This window comes from Pseudomonas sp. BNK-15 (genome assembly GCF_047456105.1).
In the GTDB taxonomy this organism is placed as follows: Bacteria; Pseudomonadota; Gammaproteobacteria; order Pseudomonadales; family Pseudomonadaceae; genus Aquipseudomonas; species Aquipseudomonas putida_E.
The window spans coordinates 1,280,387-1,296,066 of the sequence record NZ_CP179898.1 but is presented as its reverse complement, the minus strand read 5'-3'; the positions used below and the strand labels follow the sequence as shown (position 1 = coordinate 1,296,066).

Annotated in this window: 17 protein-coding genes; 4 read left to right on the top strand and 13 right to left on the bottom strand. The window is 64.8% G+C overall.

Features of this window, described 5'->3' with window-relative positions; genetic code table 11:
- Positions 1–139 precede the first annotated feature (139 nt).
- The 12 genes from ACMGF5_RS05840 to cbiE form a co-directional block, all read right to left on the bottom strand.
- Positions 140–1,504, bottom strand: coding sequence for a PepSY-associated TM helix domain-containing protein (locus ACMGF5_RS05840; protein WP_196914289.1), 1,365 nt, complete (start codon positions 1,502–1,504; stop codon positions 140–142).
- Between the two features lie 59 nt (positions 1,505–1,563).
- Entirely contained in the window at positions 1,564–3,630 is a 2,067-nt protein-coding gene (locus tag ACMGF5_RS05835; RefSeq protein ID WP_115273788.1) for a TonB-dependent copper receptor, read from the bottom strand.
- Positions 3,631–3,695: 65 nt separating this feature from the next.
- The gene (locus ACMGF5_RS05830) at positions 3,696–4,127 is read right to left on the bottom strand and encodes a DUF2946 domain-containing protein (protein ID WP_046787831.1); all 432 of its coding nucleotides are present in this window, start codon (positions 4,125–4,127) and stop codon (positions 3,696–3,698) included.
- 25 nt (positions 4,128–4,152) lie between these two features.
- The gene (locus ACMGF5_RS05825) at positions 4,153–4,632 is read right to left on the bottom strand and encodes a copper chaperone PCu(A)C (protein ID WP_115273789.1); all 480 of its coding nucleotides are present in this window, start codon (positions 4,630–4,632) and stop codon (positions 4,153–4,155) included.
- Positions 4,633–4,680: 48 nt separating this feature from the next.
- The gene (locus ACMGF5_RS05820; protein WP_046787833.1) at positions 4,681–5,070 is read right to left on the bottom strand and encodes a DUF2946 domain-containing protein; all 390 of its coding nucleotides are present in this window, start codon (positions 5,068–5,070) and stop codon (positions 4,681–4,683) included.
- Between the two features lie 145 nt (positions 5,071–5,215).
- The gene (locus tag ACMGF5_RS05815) at positions 5,216–6,070 is read right to left on the bottom strand and encodes an SPFH domain-containing protein (protein WP_012316425.1); all 855 of its coding nucleotides are present in this window, start codon (positions 6,068–6,070) and stop codon (positions 5,216–5,218) included.
- Between the two features lie 24 nt (positions 6,071–6,094).
- Positions 6,095–6,532, bottom strand: a complete 438-nt coding sequence (locus ACMGF5_RS05810) for an NfeD family protein (RefSeq protein ID WP_115273790.1) — start codon at positions 6,530–6,532, stop codon at positions 6,095–6,097.
- Between the two features lie 134 nt (positions 6,533–6,666).
- Entirely contained in the window at positions 6,667–7,077 is a 411-nt protein-coding gene (gene vapC / locus ACMGF5_RS05805) for a type II toxin-antitoxin system tRNA(fMet)-specific endonuclease VapC (protein WP_046787835.1), read from the bottom strand.
- Complete coding sequence (gene vapB / locus ACMGF5_RS05800) at positions 7,077–7,307, bottom strand: type II toxin-antitoxin system VapB family antitoxin (RefSeq protein WP_012316422.1); 231 nt, start codon at positions 7,305–7,307, stop codon at positions 7,077–7,079. Before vapB ends, vapC begins: the two co-directional genes overlap by 1 nt.
- 91 nt (positions 7,308–7,398) lie before the next feature.
- Positions 7,399–8,118 (bottom strand): cobalt-precorrin-6A reductase, encoded by a 720-nt coding sequence (locus ACMGF5_RS05795; protein ID WP_046787836.1) that lies wholly within the window; start codon positions 8,116–8,118, stop codon positions 7,399–7,401.
- The gene (locus tag ACMGF5_RS05790) at positions 8,115–9,209 is read right to left on the bottom strand and encodes a cobalt-precorrin-5B (C(1))-methyltransferase (RefSeq protein ID WP_414156349.1); all 1,095 of its coding nucleotides are present in this window, start codon (positions 9,207–9,209) and stop codon (positions 8,115–8,117) included. Before ACMGF5_RS05790 ends, ACMGF5_RS05795 begins: the two co-directional genes overlap by 4 nt.
- Positions 9,202–10,413 carry a precorrin-6y C5,15-methyltransferase (decarboxylating) subunit CbiE gene (cbiE, locus tag ACMGF5_RS05785; RefSeq protein ID WP_125924591.1) on the bottom strand — a complete coding sequence of 404 codons (1,212 nt, stop codon included), beginning with the start codon at positions 10,411–10,413 and terminating at the stop codon, positions 9,202–9,204. Before cbiE ends, ACMGF5_RS05790 begins: the two co-directional genes overlap by 8 nt.
- A 174-nt stretch (positions 10,414–10,587) precedes the next feature.
- Here cbiE and cobG point away from each other — a divergent pair, with 174 nt between their 5' ends.
- From cobG to cobJ, 4 genes are read left to right on the top strand one after another with little or no spacing between them, the layout of a single operon-like run.
- On the top strand, positions 10,588–11,919 hold the full coding sequence (gene cobG, locus ACMGF5_RS05780) for a precorrin-3B synthase (protein ID WP_204918980.1): 1,332 nt from the start codon (positions 10,588–10,590) through the stop codon (positions 11,917–11,919).
- Entirely contained in the window at positions 11,912–12,538 is a 627-nt protein-coding gene (locus ACMGF5_RS05775) for a precorrin-8X methylmutase (RefSeq protein ID WP_039602489.1), read from the top strand. Before cobG ends, ACMGF5_RS05775 begins: the two co-directional genes overlap by 8 nt.
- The gene (locus tag ACMGF5_RS05770) at positions 12,535–13,269 is read left to right on the top strand and encodes a precorrin-2 C(20)-methyltransferase (protein WP_177010426.1); all 735 of its coding nucleotides are present in this window, start codon (positions 12,535–12,537) and stop codon (positions 13,267–13,269) included. The genes ACMGF5_RS05775 and ACMGF5_RS05770 overlap by 4 nt, the downstream gene beginning before the upstream one ends.
- A gap of 2 nt (positions 13,270–13,271) precedes the next feature.
- The gene (gene cobJ / locus ACMGF5_RS05765; RefSeq protein ID WP_414157643.1) at positions 13,272–14,963 is read left to right on the top strand and encodes a precorrin-3B C(17)-methyltransferase; all 1,692 of its coding nucleotides are present in this window, start codon (positions 13,272–13,274) and stop codon (positions 14,961–14,963) included.
- A gap of 9 nt (positions 14,964–14,972) precedes the next feature.
- Here cobJ and ACMGF5_RS05760 read toward each other — a convergent pair whose 3' ends face one another.
- Positions 14,973–15,569, bottom strand: coding sequence for a MarC family protein (locus ACMGF5_RS05760; protein WP_012316414.1), 597 nt, complete (start codon positions 15,567–15,569; stop codon positions 14,973–14,975).
- Positions 15,570–15,680: the final 111 nt, after the last annotated feature.

Here is a 15,680-nt window from a genome sequence, read left to right as displayed (position 1 = left end):
AAATCGGGGCGCGACAGATCGACTCGACTTTTCAGTAGCAGATGGCCGCTGTGCGGCCCTTTCGCGACACAAGGCCAACGCGGTCGTCTGTAGGAGCGGCCTTGTGTCGCGAAAGGGCTGCGCAGCAGCCCCAATGGCCTCAAGTGCTGGCCAGCACCCTGCGCCTTACCACCAGGCTGTCCACCACCCACATCACGACCATCGACACCCCCACCAGCGGGAACATCACCCCAAGTACCAGCATCACCCCGACAGCCGCCTTCCAGCGCGGCAGGTCATGGCGCAGCGCCGGCACCCCCAGGCCTCCGGCCGGCCGGCGTTTCCACCACATCATCAGCCCACTCACCGAGCCCAGCAAAATCATCAGGCACACCAGCAGAATGATGATCTGGTTCAGCACGCCGAACATCTTGCCCTCGTGCAGCATGACGCCCAGCTCGGTCGCCCTGGCCACCGGGCTGTAGTCCTGCCAGCGCACGTCGGCCAGCACCTTGCCGGTGTACTGATCGACATGCAGGGTGGCATCGTTGCGCGGGTCGTCGGCGAACACGGCGATGGTGAATACGCCATCGGCAGTGGTCGGCACGGTGATGCTGTAGCCGGGTTCCACCTCGCGCGCGGTGGCGAGGTCCTGTACCTGCTGCAGGCTCACCTGAGGTGCCGCTGGCCTGTTCGACATCATGTGGTGCCCGGCATGTTCGGCATGCGCACCGGACTGAGGCATCGGCGTGTTTTCCATAGCCCAGGGCACCGTCTGGCGGTGGGCGCTATTTAGTTCACCGGCCTGTTGATCGGACTTGGGCACGTCATTCCACATGGCCGCCGGGAAGCGGTTCCACAGGTCGGCGTACTGCTTGCCCCACAAGCCGGTCCAGGTCATGCCGCTGAGCAACATCAGCAGCAGCAGGGCCGAGCCCCAGAAACCGCTGACCGCGTGCAGGTCGCGCCAGAGCAGCCGGCCACGCGCCGACAGCCGTGGCCACAGCACGCCACTGCCGCTGCGCCCGCGCGGCCACCACAGGTACAGGCCGGACACCACCAGCACGATGCCCCAGCCGGCTGCCAGTTCCACCAGGCGGTCACCGAGCGTGCCGACCATCAGCTCGCCATGCAGGGCGCGGGCGACCGCCTGCAGGTTCTGCTTGGCATCCTGTTCGCCCAGGATCTTGCCGCTATACGGGTTGACGAACACATTCAGTTCGCGCCCACCGTCATGCACCACGAACTGCGCGCTGCGCTCGGCATTGATGGGTGGCAGATATTGGCCCACATGGCCTTTGGGGTAGGCCTGGCGCACTTCGGCCAGCATCACGTCGGCGCCCTGGCGGTGATGGCTGGCCTCGACCACCATCAGGTCACGGTACAGCAGTGGGTCCAGCTGCGGTTTGAACAGGTAGATGATCCCGGTAATCGCCAGCAGGATCATGAACGGAGCGACGAACAGCCCCGCATAGAAATGCCAGCGCCAGGCCAGGTTGTAGAATGAAACGCGTGTTCCGCTCATGGGAACCTCCTGTTTGACCAGCTGAGGGGCGCAACCAGCGGCTGCGCCCGTTGTTGTTGTCAGAAGCTGAAATCGACCTTGGTCCAGAACGTCCTGCCCGGCTCGTTGACCGGCTGTGGATCGGAAGCCGGGTAGCCGAACCCGGCGTTCCCGGCCAGGTTCAGGTGCTCGGCGTAAGCCTTGTCGAACAGGTTGTCGACGCCTGCGCTGAGCTTGAGGTTGTTGTTCACCTTGTAGGCGCCATTGAGCGAGAACACGCCGAACCCGGCGCTTTTTTCGTAGTCCTTGCCGACCACATTGCCCTGGTTTTCGGCGATGCGGTTCTGTGCAGCCACCAGCCGCCACAAGGCCCCGGCGCTCCAGGTGTCGCGGCTGTAGGTCAGGCCCATGCGGCTTTCCAGTGGTGGCATCTGCGGCAGTGCCTTGCCGTCACTGCTGTTCTTGCCCCAGGCGTAGGCCAGGGTCGCATCGGCCTTCCAGGTTTCCGTCAGCTTGTAGGCGGCGCCCAGTTCGCCACCCATGATGCGGGCGTCGATGTTCTGCGCCTGGGAGGTGCTCATGCCCATCATGCCGGTACGGTAGTCGAACAGGATGTAGTCGCGGATCTGCCCGACATAACCCGAAGCCCAGGCTTCAAGGCGCTCGTCGCGGTACTGGATGCCGAAGTCGAGCTGGGTGGTCTTTTCTGGCTTGATGCCGTCGAAGGCGTTGGCGGCGCCAGAGGGCGCCAGCTTGGGCGAGAACAGCTCCCAATAGTCGGGGAAACGCTGGGCATGGCCAAGGCCGATGTAAGTGGTGGCCGGCACCGCCGCGAGGTCGTGCTCATAACGTACGAAACCGCTGGGTAGGGTATCGGCGCGGGTATCACCTTCGGTAGCGCTGCCAGCCCGGAAGTCGCGGGCGGAGGCGCGATCGAGACGGGCGCCGGTGATCAGCCGGTCAACCCCTGTGGCGTACCAGGTCAGTTCACCAAAGGCCCCATAGTTATGGAAGTCGGCATCCTTGGTCCAGGGCTGGCCCTTGTGCGCATCAACGCCCATGCCGCCACGCTGGCGATGTTCGTTGGTCTGTGCGTCGATGCCACTGATCAGTTGCACGTCGGCCCAGCGCCAGGTGGCCTTGATGCGTGCGCCCATTGTGCGGCGGTCGACATTGCTGACCATGGGCATGCCCATCATGCCGCTGCCCGATGGGGTGCGCAGGCTGTAGTTGTCCATCACGTGGTCGGCGTAGTTGTAATAGACCTGTGCCTCGACCTTGTCGAGCACCTCGCCCAGGTTGGACTTTTCAAAGCGCAGGCCTAGGCTTTCGCGCTTGAACTGCGAGCCGTCCATGCCACGGCCGGCATAGCGGGCCTCGCCGTCACCCTTACCGGCGGTGAGTTCGAGCAAGGTGTCCTGGTCGGGCGTCCAGCCCAGGGTCACATCGCCGTTCCATTTGTCCCAGCGCGAAGGCACGGTGTCGCCGTTGCCGTCGTGGTAGTCGTCCGAGCGCGACTGGTTGCCGACGAAGCGCGCATAAGCCTGGCTATTGCCTGCGGCGGCGTCGAGCACCTGGTCGAAGCGGCCGTTGGAGCCGGCCAGCAGGCTGGCGTTGATCCGGCTGCCGAGGGTGCCGAATTTTTCCGGTTCACGTTCGAAAAGGATGGTCCCGGCCGAGCCGCCGGGGCCCCAGATCACGCTTTGCGGGCCTTTGATAACGGTGAGGCGGTCATAGGTTTCCGGCGCGATGTAAGAGGTCGGTGCGTCCATGCGGTTGGGGCAGGCACCGAGCATCACACCACCGTTGGTGAGGATGTTCAGGCGCGAACCGAACATGCCGCGCAGCACCGGGTCACCGTTGGTGCCACCGGCGCGGATGGCTGAAAAGCCAGGGATGGTCTTGAGGTAATCGGCACCATCGCTGGCCGGCACGGGCTGGCGCGGGTCTTTGGGGTTGGTGACGACCGTCAGGGGCGAGCTGGGTGCGATGGCGGTGATCACCGTCGGGCTCAGCTCGGGCGGCGCTTGCTCGTGCGTTTCATGACCAGGTTCGGCGGCCAGGGCCATGGGTGCGAGCAGCGACCCGCACAACACGGCGAATGTCCCTCGCAGAGAGGGGGCGAATACAGGGGTGCAGCCGGACATAGTGATTCCAGTCGATCAGTCATGGGTGGGCACGGAGCCTTCAGGCTCCGTGCGGCAGCAGGGATTCAGACGCTGATCGAAGGCGGTGGCGCGCGGCTGCGCGCACCGGGGAATATGGCCTGTCGGGCATGGCCCTGAAGGGTTGCCGCAGGGATGAGGGTGACGGGCAGGGCGTGCCCGGCAACGAGTGGGCTGAAGGTCTGCGGTAATGCAGGGCAGTTGAACAGCAGGCTGCAGTAGCCGCATTTTTCCCACATCACATGCAGTTGGCCATCGTCGCCGTGGCCGTGATGCGAGTCGCTGGCGTGCCCGTGTTCCGAGGACAGAGCCATGCCCATCGGCATGCTCATGCCCGCGTGATGATCCATCGGCATCGACTGGGAAATCAGCGGGCCGATAAAGATCATCCACATGGCGAACAGGCTCAGCCAGCCGCCACCGACGCGCCTGCGTTCAGGGCGGGTGGTACGGCTGCGTCTGTTGCATGGCAGGCTCATGAAGGCGAGCGCCAGTCAGCGAATGTCAGTGTGCGTGTTCGTGCGGCTGGTCCGCCGGGGCCTGCCTCTGCACAGCCACGTCGACCGTGATGTCGCCTGCCTTCTCAAAATGCAGGGTCAGCGGGAAGCGCTTGCCGTCGCTGAGCAGGCTACGGTCCTTGGGCTGCATCAGCATCACATGATAGGCGCTGGGGGCGAAGACCACGTCCTTGCCGGCGGGCACTACTACATTGGGCACCTGCTGCATCTTCATGGCGCCGTTGGCACTCATCACGTGTTCGTGCAGTTGTGCGTCAGCAGTGATGGGGCTGTCCACGCTGAGCAGGCGGTCATCGACCTTGCCGTTGTTGTGCACGATGAAATAGGCGGCCACATTGGGCGCGTTCGGCGGCAGTTGCAGCGACCAGGGGTGGGCGATATGCAGGTCGCCTACGGTGTATTCATGGGCGTTGGCGAAGGCGCTGGGCAGCAGCAGTGCGGCCACTACGAGAGCTTGCTTGAGCATGGTGTAAGTCTCCGTTCTGTTCAGGTTCAGGCAGACAGCGTGATGAACTCAGACCAGGGGAGAGGCGCGGGGGTTGAGCGCGGGCCAGAGTTGGCGCGGCGTCATTTGGTAATCGGCTGGCGGTGGAACATGCGCGGCCAGCAACGTGGGCGGGTTGTGCAGTTGTGGCGGATAACCTGGCAGGGCCAGCAGCGGCGAGGCTCCCGAACAGCACCAGCAGTGCTGCATGTTGGAATGCTCGTCGTTTTGCGTGCCGAGGTCGATCTTGGCCAGTGCCTGGACGTCGACCTTGGCCTTGCCTGCCATGCTGGAACAGAAAGCCCCCCACAGCAGCTGCTCGGCCGGGCCCTTGGGCGCGGCAGAGGACAGCGGCATGGCCAGCAGGTTGAACAGCACTGCGAGGCAGGCTATCCAGGCGATGTGCCGACGTGGGGGCATGGAGAGATCCGGTCAGGAATCGTGGCGGGTATTGTACGGCGCAGTATAGGTAAAAATGATGGGGTGCGGTGAAGTGACGCAGGCGGGTCGATGGGGCTGCTGTGCAGCCCATGGCCGGCAAGCCGGCCATGAAGCTACAGCAGCATCAAGCCTTGTTACGGCCCATCAAGCCACGCACGGTCTCTTGCAAATCAGCCGGCAGCACCACCACCTTGGCATTGTTGCTGCTGGCCAGGTTCTCCATGGCGCCGACATAGCGCTCACCCAGCAGGTACATGGCTGGCACCGTCTCGTTTCCCACCGCGTCCTTGACCAGCGAAATCGCCTTTGCCGAAGCCTCGGCAAGGTTGATTTGCGCCTCGGCATCGAGCTTGGCCGACTGCAGGCGGGCTTCGGCCTCGAGAATGGCGGCCTGCTTGGCACCTTCGGCACGGGTCACGTCGGCTTTACGTTCACGTTCGGCCGCCGCCTGACGTTCCATGGCCAGCTGCATGTTTTCCGATGGCTTGATGTCCTGGATTTCTACCGAGCGCACGGTCACGCCCCAGTCTTCGGTCTGTTCGGACATCGCCTCTCGCAGGCGTGCCTTGATCTGCTCGCGGCTGGACAGCGCTTCGTCCAGGTCCATGGCACCGACGATGGCGCGCAGCGATGTCATGGTCAGGCTGGTGACGGCAAACGAGAAATTCTGCACGCCATAGGAGGCCTTCTGCGGGTCGACCACTTTGGCGAAACACAGTGCATTGGCGACGATCACCGCATTGTCGCGAGTGATGATTTCCTGCTCCTGCACATCGAGGATGATGTCCTTGGTCGGCAGGCGATAGGCGACCACGTCCATGTACGGGATGACGATGTTCAGGCCGGGCTTGAGTGTGCTGTGGTAGCGGCCCAGGCGCTCGACGATCCACTCCTCCCCCTGGGGTACGATGCGTACACCCTTGAAAACAGTGATCAGAACGAAAACGGCGAGGGTGCCGACGACGATAAGGCTGGTCATGATGCGAACTTCCTTTTAATGCGGTCAGGCCCGGATGACCCGGGCAGTATTGCCTTCGATGGCGACGAGACGTACACGCTCGCCTGACGGGATGTCGCTGTCAGCGACGCAGATCCATTCCTCATTGCCCAGGATCGGTTTCTGGAACCGCACACGGCCTTTCTGGAATTGCGAAACGCTGCTGATCAGCAGCCCGACTTCGCCGATCACGCTGTCGGCGGTCCAGCGCACATCCGGCTGCTTGCGCCGGAACAGCTTGAACCAGAGTGCCGTGGTGACCGACGAGAACAGCACCCACGACAGTACCTGCATGTCCAGTTGCAGGCTGGGGGCGGCGAGCGAGATGAGCGACACCAGCACGGCACCGATGCCGAACCAGATGATGAAGAACGTGGGCAGGACCAGTTCGAGCAGGATCAGCGCGATGCCGAAGACCAGCCAGATCCACCATTGCATTTCCATATGGTTGACGCTTTCCGGAGGGGAGGGGGGTTGAGTTTAAGACTGACGACAGGCCAGCGGCCATATGAATGTATCTGGTCACAGCGCAGCGATGGTCGATAGCCACTGTCGGAATATGGAAAGGGCTACGTCTTTTACCCTGGCGTGGCCAGCCAATCCTCAACCCGCAACCCCGGAACGCGCATGAACTCTCGCAGGTTGTTGGTTACCAAGGTAAGCCCCCGCGCGCGGGCATGCCCGGCAATCAACTGATCGAAAGGGCCGATGGGCGTACCGGCCTTCGCCAGTTCTGAGCGAAGCTGCCCGCTGTGTTCTGCTGCATGGCTGTCATAGTCGAGTACTTCAAGACGCGCTACGAAACCCTCCACAATCGAGAGATTTCGTGCAGGAGCGGCCGATTTCTCTGCACCGTAAACCAGCTCCATCAGTGTGACGGTGCTGATTGCCAGCTGACCATGGTGGCGGTTGAACGCTTCACGAACTACCTGGGGTTTGTTCTTGATCGTGAAGATGCAGATATTCGTATCGAGCATGTACTTGAGCATTAAAACCCTTCACGTTCCTGGTCGGCAGGTTGGTCGCGGCTGGCCATGAAGTCCGGGCTCGCATCTTCGCCGTCAAACCAGCTATCCCATGATTCACCAGCGGGGGTGATGATGCGTGTTCGACCCACTGCAACAATATCCACGCGGGTCACCTCTTCGGGAAATGCGACAGATTTCGGCAAGCGGATGGCCTGGCTACGATTGCTTTTGAAGACAGCACCTTGCTCCATGATGGGCCTCCCTGGAAGCGGCAAACTGTGACTGAAGTTTAAATTCCGCAAGGTATATGTCAATGGGATATACGTTGCCAAAGGCTGCCCGTCATAGATGCAGGGCGCTGAGCAACAGGCAGTACCGGGTGAACTCAGCATCGACCTGTGGAAGTGTGGGGCGCTTCAGAATGAGTACTGGAACCCCCAGCTCCCGCGCCACCTCAAGCTTGGGCTCGGTCGCCACGCTGCCGCTGTTCTTGCTGACCAGCACATCGATATCGCGCCGTGCGAACAGCACCCGCTCATCGTCAAGGTGAAACGGCCCCCGCGCACCGATCACTTCGCAGCGATCATTACCAGGGCAGGCCTGCAACGCCCTGAGGGTCCAGAACTGCTCTGGCGGAATCTCGTCCAGATGCTGCAGCGGCTCGCGCCCCAAGGTGAACAAAGGCCGACGGAACGGCTTGAGTGCATGGATCAGCCCCGCCCAATCCTCCACTTCGCGCCAGTCGTCACCGGGCTGGGCCTGCCATGCCGGGCGCCGCAAGGCCCAGCAGGGGATGCCCACGGCCCGTGCGGCGGCGGCGGCATTGTGGCTGATCTGCGCGGCATAGGGGTGGGTGGCGTCTATCAGCAGGGTGATACCCGCCTCGCGCAGGTAGGCGGCCAGGCCTTCGGCCCCGCCATAGCCGCCGACCCGCACCTGGCAGGCCAGGCCCTGCGGCACCCGGCCGATGCCAGCCAGGCTGTAGACATGCTCCGGGCCAAGCTGACGGGCGATGGCCAGTGCCTCGGTGACACCGCCCAGCAGCAGGATGCGCCGGTTCATTGCACACCTGCCATGCCGACGATGCCGCCCTGGCGGTCGATGGCGAACACTTCCACCTGCACCTGTGCGGGCACCACGCTGCGGGCGAACGCCAGGGCGTGGGCGCAGACCGCGTCGCCCAAGGCGATGCCGGCGGCGTGTGCCAGGGCCAGGGCTTGCTGGCTGGTGTTGGCGGCCATGATCGCTGCCTGCAGGTCGGCATCGGCGCCGATGTCCGCGGCCCACCCGGCCAGTTGCGGCAGGTCGATGCTCGAGTGGCGGCTGTGCAGGTCCATGTGCCCGGCGGCCAGCTTGCTGATCTTGCCAAAGCCACCGCACAGTGACAGGCGTGGCACCGGCACCTTGCGCAGGTGCTTGAGCACCGCGCCGACAAAGTCGCCCATCTCGATCAGGGCAATTTCCGGCAGGCCGTACACGCGGCGCATGGTGTCTTCGCTGGCATTGCCGGTGCAGGCGGCGATATGGGTATAGCCATTGGTGTGGGCCACATCGATGCCCTGGTGGATGGAGGCGATGTAGGCTGCGCAGGAGAAGGGCCGCACGATGCCGCTGGTACCGAGAATCGACAGCCCGCCAAGGATGCCCAGGCGCGGGTTCATGGTCTTGAGCGCCAACTGCTCGCCGCCCTGTACGTTGACCGTGACTTCGAAGCCGCCGCGGTAGGCGCAGTCGTCGGCCAGTTGCTGCAGGTGCTCACTGATCATGCGCCGCGGTACCGGGTTGATCGCCGGCTCGCCCACGGCGAGCACCAGCCCGGGGCGGGTGACGGTACCGACACCTACGCCTGCGACAAAGCGTATGCCCGGTTCTTCCTGCAGGCGCACCTGGCTGTAGAGCAACGCGCCATGGGTGACATCGGGGTCGTCGCCGGCATCCTTGAGTGTGCCGGCTTCGGCGCGCGCGCCCTCGCGGCGGCAGAACTCCAGGCGCATCTGCACCACCTTGCCCTTGGGCAGGGTGATGCTCACGGCGTCAGCGCACACACCGGTGAGCAGCAGGCGCGCTGCCGCCAGGCTGGTGGCAGTGGCGCAGCTGCCAGTGGTCAGGCCGCTGCGCAGTGGCGCAGGTTGTTCGCGGGTTTCTTCACGCATCGTGGGGCTTCACCACGTCGAGCAAAGTGATCGGCAATGCCTGGCGCCACGTGTCGAAGGCGCCCAATGGCTGGGCCTGGGCGACATGGATGCGCGTCAGTTCACCGCCATGCTGTTGGCGAAAGTGCGCCAGTGCCAGTTCGCTTTGCAGTGTCACGGCATTGGCCACCAGGCGCCCCCCGGGGCGCAGCCGCTCCCAGCACAACGGCAGCACGCCTTCACGGGTGACGCCGCCGCCGATGAAGATCGCATCGGGGCGCTCCAGCCCGGCCAAGGCCTGCGGTGCCGTGCCGCGCACCAGTTGCAGGCCGGGAACGCCGAGGGCATCACGGTTGTACTCGATGAAGCCCTGACGGCCCTCGTCAGCTTCGATTGCCAGTGTTCGGCAGGCGGGGTGGGCGCGCATCCACTCGATGCCGATCGAGCCACAGCCTGCGCCCACGTCCCACAGCAACTCGCCTGGTTGTGGGGCCAGGCGGGCCAGGGTGATGGCTCGTACGTCACGTTTGGTCAGCTGGCCGTCATGACGGAAAGCATCGTCCGGCAGGCCGGCTGCGCGTGACAGCCGCGGAGCGTCGGCAGCAGCCTGGCACTCGATGGCAACCAGGTTCAGCGCGGCGACCTGGGGTTGGGCCCAGTCATCGGCGATGCCCGCCAAGTGGCGTTCGGCAGGGCCGCCGAGGTGCTCGAACACCTGCAGGCGGCTTGGCCCGAAACCGCGCTCGCGCAGCAGGGCGGCGATGGCTGCCGGGCTATCCCCGTCGTTGCTCAGCACCAGCAGGCGCATGCCGCTGTAAAGGTGGGCGTTGAGAGAGGCCAGGGGGCGCGCGACCAGAGATACCACCTGCACATCCTGCAGCGGCCAGCCAAGGCGGGCAGCGGCCAGGGCGCAAGAGGAGGGCATCGACAGTACCTGCAGCTCTTGGGCCGGCACCTGCCGCGCCAGGCTGGCACCGACGCCGTAGAACATCGGGTCACCGCTTGCCAGCACGCACACCTGCTCACCGCGCCGAGCCAGTACCGGGGCGAGCGAGAACGGGCTCGGCCAATGTTCGCGGGCGGCGCTTACGCAGCGCGGCAGCAGGGCCAGCTGACGTGGGCTGCCGATGATCCGCGAAGCGCCGAGCAGGGCGCGTCGGGCCTGCTTGCCCAGGCCGCTGAAGCCGTCTTCGCCGATGCCTACTACTGTCAGCCAGGGTGTCATGTGTTTCTGATCCGCCATTTTTGGGGGCGCATCGCCCCCCTAAGCCGGCAAAGGGGGCGACGCGGTGATGAATTTCTGTTCAATCGCCAGCGATGCTCGACCACCGGCTTTTCATGCCGCCGGACAAAGCAGGCATAATACCGCGCCTTCTACACTCAAGCGCATTTTCAGCGATTGCCGGACGTCCCTTTGAAGCAGGCCCATACCCCACCCGTATCGCCCCGTCCCTCGGCTTGCCCGGGGTTGTGGCGCATCGTCAGTGCCCTTGATGGCGGGATCTGCCGGATCAAACTGCCCGGTGGGCTGCTGCTGGCCGATCAGGCCGATGCCGTGGCAGCGGCTGCCGAGCGTTTCGCCGGTGGCGTGATCGAGGCGACCAACCGCGGCAACCTGCAGGTCCGTGGCATTGGCGACGATCACGCCGGCCTGATCGAAAGCCTGCTGGCAGCAGGCCTGGGCCCACGCAATGCTGCCAGTGACGATGTGCGCAACCTGATGCTCAGCCCCTTGGCCGGGCATGACCCCTTGATGGTGCTGGATGTTCGTCCCCTGGCCGAACACATCCTCGACATGCTGCAAGGCACACCGCGCTTTCACCAGTTATCGGCCAAGTTCGCGGTGCAACTGGACGGCGGCGAAGGCCTGGCGATGCTCGAGCACCCGCACGATCTATGGCTGTCAGCCGTGCGACTCGAGCAACGCACCTGGCTGGCGTTCGGCCTGGCCGGTTGCCCGGCTGACGGCCAGGTGCTGGGTGCGGTGCCGGTGGAACAGGGGCTGGCGCTGGTGCGCGCAGTGCTTGAGCGCTTCCTCGACCTGGCCAGCCCGGACCAGGCGCGCATGCGCCAGTTGCTTGAAAACTGCTCAGTGGAGCGATTCATCGAGGGGCTAGGGCTGGCGATCCGCCGGGATGATGCCGTGCTCGATTGGCGCCGCAAAGCGGGCAACAGCCCATGGCTGGGTGCCGTTGAGCAGCTGCAGGGCATGGCCCTGGGCGTTGCCCCGCCGCTTGGCAGGCTCAGCGCCGACATGCTGCGCGGTGCGGCGCGAATCGCGCGTGAACACGGTGATGGCAGCCTGCGCCTGAGCCCCTGGCAGAGCCTGATGCTGACCTCTGTAGCTGGCGCGAGCATCGCCCCGGCGCAACGTGAGTTGTCGGCCCTGGGCCTGCTCTGCCACAGCCATGAACCCTTGGCCCGCCTGGTTGCCTGCACCGGCGCCAGCGGCTGCGCCAAGGCGCACGGCGAAACCAAGGCCGATGCCCTGGCCCTGGCGGCCCTGTTGCCCGCTGGCGCCCCTGCCAGTGTGCACCTGTCTGGTTGCCCCCGATCCTGCGCCGTGGCCCATGTCGCCCCGGCCACACTGCTGGCCCGCTCGCCGGGCCGCTATGACCTCTATTTGCGTGACGCGCGCCTGCCGGGCTTCGGTGCCCTGCGCGCCGCCAACCTCACCTTGAACGAAGCAGGCGCCATGCTCGACCTGCCGACGGAGCACCTTGATGATTGATTACATCCGCGATGGTCAGGAGATCTATCGCAATTCCTTCCGGATCATCCGTGAGGAGGCCCGGCTCGAGCGGATCCCCGCAGACCTCGAGAAACTCGCCGTACGTGTGATCCATGCCTGTGGCATGGTCGAGGCCATCGACGGCCTGCAGTTCTCCGAAGGTGCCGGCCGCGCCGGGCGCCAGGCCCTGGCCAACGGCGCGCCGATCCTCTGCGATGCGCACATGGTCGCCGAAGGCATCACCCGTGCACGCCTGCCCGCCGACAACAAGGTGATCTGCACCCTGCGCGACCCGAGTGTCCCGGCCCTGGCCAAAGATGCCGGCAATACCCGCTCGGCGGTGGCTCTGGAGCTGTGGCGGCCTTACCTGGAGGGCAGCGTGGTGGTGATCGGCAACGCGCCGACCGCACTGTTCTACTTGCTGGAAATGATCGATGCAGGTGCACCAAAGCCTGCGCTGATCCTCGGTTTCCCGGTTGGCTTCGTCGGTGCGGCGGAGTCCAAGGCCATGCTCGCCGCCGACAGCCGGGGCGTCCCGTTCGTGATCATGCAGGGCCGCCTGGGCGGTAGCGCGATGGCTGCTGCCGCGGTCAATGCCCTCGCCACGGAGGTGGAATGATGGCGCCGCGTGGACGTCTGCTGGGCCTGGGTGTAGGCCCTGGCGACCCTGAGCTGATCACCCTCAAGGCCCTGCGCTTGCTGCGCGAGGCCCCAGTGGTCGCCTACTTCGTGGCCAAGGGTAAGCGTGGCAATGCCTTCGGCATCATCGAGGCGCACCTGCAGCCAGCGCAAACGCTGCTGCCGCTGGTCTATCCGGTGACCACCGAGGCGTTGCCGGCACCGTTGTCGTACGAGCAGGTCATCAGCGATTTTTATGACGAGGCCAGCGTGCAGGTGGCCGAGCACCTCGATGCCGGCCGCGATGTCGCGGTGATCTGCGAGGGCGACCCGTTCTTTTACGGCTCCTACATGTACCTGCATGACCGTCTGGCGCAGCGCTATGACGCGCAAGTGATCCCTGGTGTCTGCTCGATGCTGGGAGGCGCGTCGGTACTGGGAGCACCCCTGGTTTACCGCAACCAGAGCCTGTCGGTGCTGTCGGGCGTGCTGCCGGCCGAAGAACTCAAGCGGCGCCTGGCCGATGCCGATGCGGCAGTGATCATGAAGCTGGGCCGCAACTTCCCCAAGGTGCGCCAGGTGCTGGGCGAACTGGGCCTGGACGGGCGAGCGCTGTACGTCGAGCGGGCGACCATGGCAAATCAGAAAATCGTCGCGCTGGACCAGGTGGACCCACAGTCATCACCGTACTTCTCGCTGATCATCGTGCCGGGTGAAAAATGGCAGGGATGAGCATGCACAAGGCACCGGCAATCATCGTGCTCGGCGCTGGCAGCGTGGCCACCGCGCGGCGCATTCAGCAGCATTATCCACAGGCGACGATCCATGGCCTGAGCGGCCGGGTCGAGATGGCCGACCAGTACTACGAAGCATTTGGCGACACGCTGCGCGCCCTGTATCTACAAGACACGCCGATCATAGCCCTGTGTGCGGCGGGTATCGTCATCCGTAGCCTGGCCAGCCTGCTCAGCGAGAAAGGTGCGGAGCCGCCGGTGCTGGCGGTGGCCGAGGACGGCAGTGCGGTAGTGCCGCTGCTTGGCGGGCTGAGCGGCGTCAATGTCATGGCCCGCGAGATCGGTGAGGCGCTGGGCGTGGCGGCGGCGATCACCACCAGTGGCGAGTTGCGTTTCGGCACCTGCCTGTTGAACCCACCCGAGGGCTACGCCCTGGCGGATATCGAACAGGGCAAGCGTTTCGTTTCCGATCTGCTGGCGGGGCAGGCCGTACGTATCGATGGCGATGCGCCTTGGCTGGCTCAGGCCCAATTGCCGGCCAGTGAAGCCGCCCAGCGCACCATTCGTGTGGGATGCACTGCGCGCCCGGCCAGCCGTGACGAGTTGCTGATCCACCCCCGTTCGGTGGTGGTTGCGGTGGATGCGGGCGGTCCTGATCTGGTTGAACGCGTCAGCGATGCCCTGCGTGAGGCGGGCATCGCCGAGCAGTCACTGGCGTGCCTGCTGGTTGCCGAACAGGCCATGGCCGAACCGTCCTTGCAGGCAGCGGCCAAGGTGCTGGGTGTCGCACTGCGTTTTGCTGCCAAAGAAAGCACTCTTGTCAGCATGGCCGCCGAAGCACTGCCGGATGCGCGCCTGATCGAACAAGGGGGCCTGGTCATTGCGCTGGCATCGGCGCCTGTCAAGGTCAATCAACTGGGCCGCAGGCGTGGTCGCCTGGCCGTCATCGGCCTTGGCCCTGGCGCCGCCGAGCTGATGGTGCCGGCGGTCAAAGCCGAGCTGGCACGCGCCGAGGATATTCTCGGTTACGAAACCTACGTACGCATGGCCGGGCCGTTCCGCGACGACCAGGTGCAGCATTGCACCGACAATCGTGAAGAAATGCAGCGCGCGCGTCATGCTTTCGAGCTCGCCGCACAAGGGCGCTCGGTGGTGGTGGTTTCTTCGGGTGACCCGGGGGTATTCGCCATGGCTGCAGCCGTGCTGGAAGCGCTGCACGGGTCCACTGACCCCGCTTGGCATCGTGTCGATCTGGAAATCCTGCCGGGGGTTTCGGCCTCGCTGGCCACTGCCGCTCAAGCGGGCGCGCCGCTGGGGCATGACTTCTGCGTGATGTCGCTATCGGACAACCTCAAACCATGGTCGACCATCGAGCATCGGCTGGCCCTGGCGGCCCAGGCCGACCTGGTGCTGGCCTTCTACAACCCGATCTCGCGTTCGCGCCCTTGGCAGCTTGGGCGCGCGCTGGAAATCGTGCGCCAGCACCGGGATGGCAATACACCCGTGGTGCTGGGGCGTGACATCGGCAGGCCGGGGCAGACGCTGAGGGTGGTCACCCTCGCCGAGCTGACGCCAGAGATGGTCGACATGCGCACCATGGTCCTGGTCGGTTCTTCCACGACCTGTACCTTTGCCCGTGCCGACGGTGGGCAGTGGGTCTATACCCCGCGCTGGTACCCTGTTGCGCCCTGAGTGGCAGGGCTAGCCGACCAGGTAGCCCCTGATGCCGGTGAAGATGATCTGCGCCGCCAAGGCGCAGACGAACAGCCCCATCAGGCGGCTGACGATCTGCAGGCCTTGATCGCCGAGAATGCGCTCGATCCCGTGCGACAGATACAGCACCAGGCCCACGGTGAAGCTGGCCAGCGCGATACTGACGATGGCCAGCAACTTGTCGTCCCAGTGCGGCTGGCTGACGCCCATCACCAGCAGGGCGCCGATGGTGCCCGGGCCTACGGTGAGCGGGATCGTCAGCGGTACGATGGTCACGTCTTGCTGCACGTTGTCGGCCTGCACGGCCGGTTTGCCCTGGGCCATGCCCAAGGCAGAGATGAACAGCACGCTGCCGGCGCCGATGCGGAAGGCATCGGCCGTGATGCCGAAGATGCCGAAGATCGCCCGCCCGAACAGGTACAGCAACACGCTGGCGACCAAGGCGGCGAAGGCAACCTTCCAGGCCAGCTGTTTGCGCTCCTTGCTGGAGTGGCCACGGGTCAGGCTGATGAAGCACGACAGCACGAAGAACGGGCTGTAGAGCACCAGCATCTTCAGGTAGACACTGAACAACTCATGAAGCATGAGGGTGAGTCCTTTGTAGGAGCGGCCTTGTGTCGCGAAAGGGGTGCGCAGCAGCCCCAGAATTTCAGCAGCACCACACGGAATTGGGGCTGCTGCGCACCCCTTTCGCGA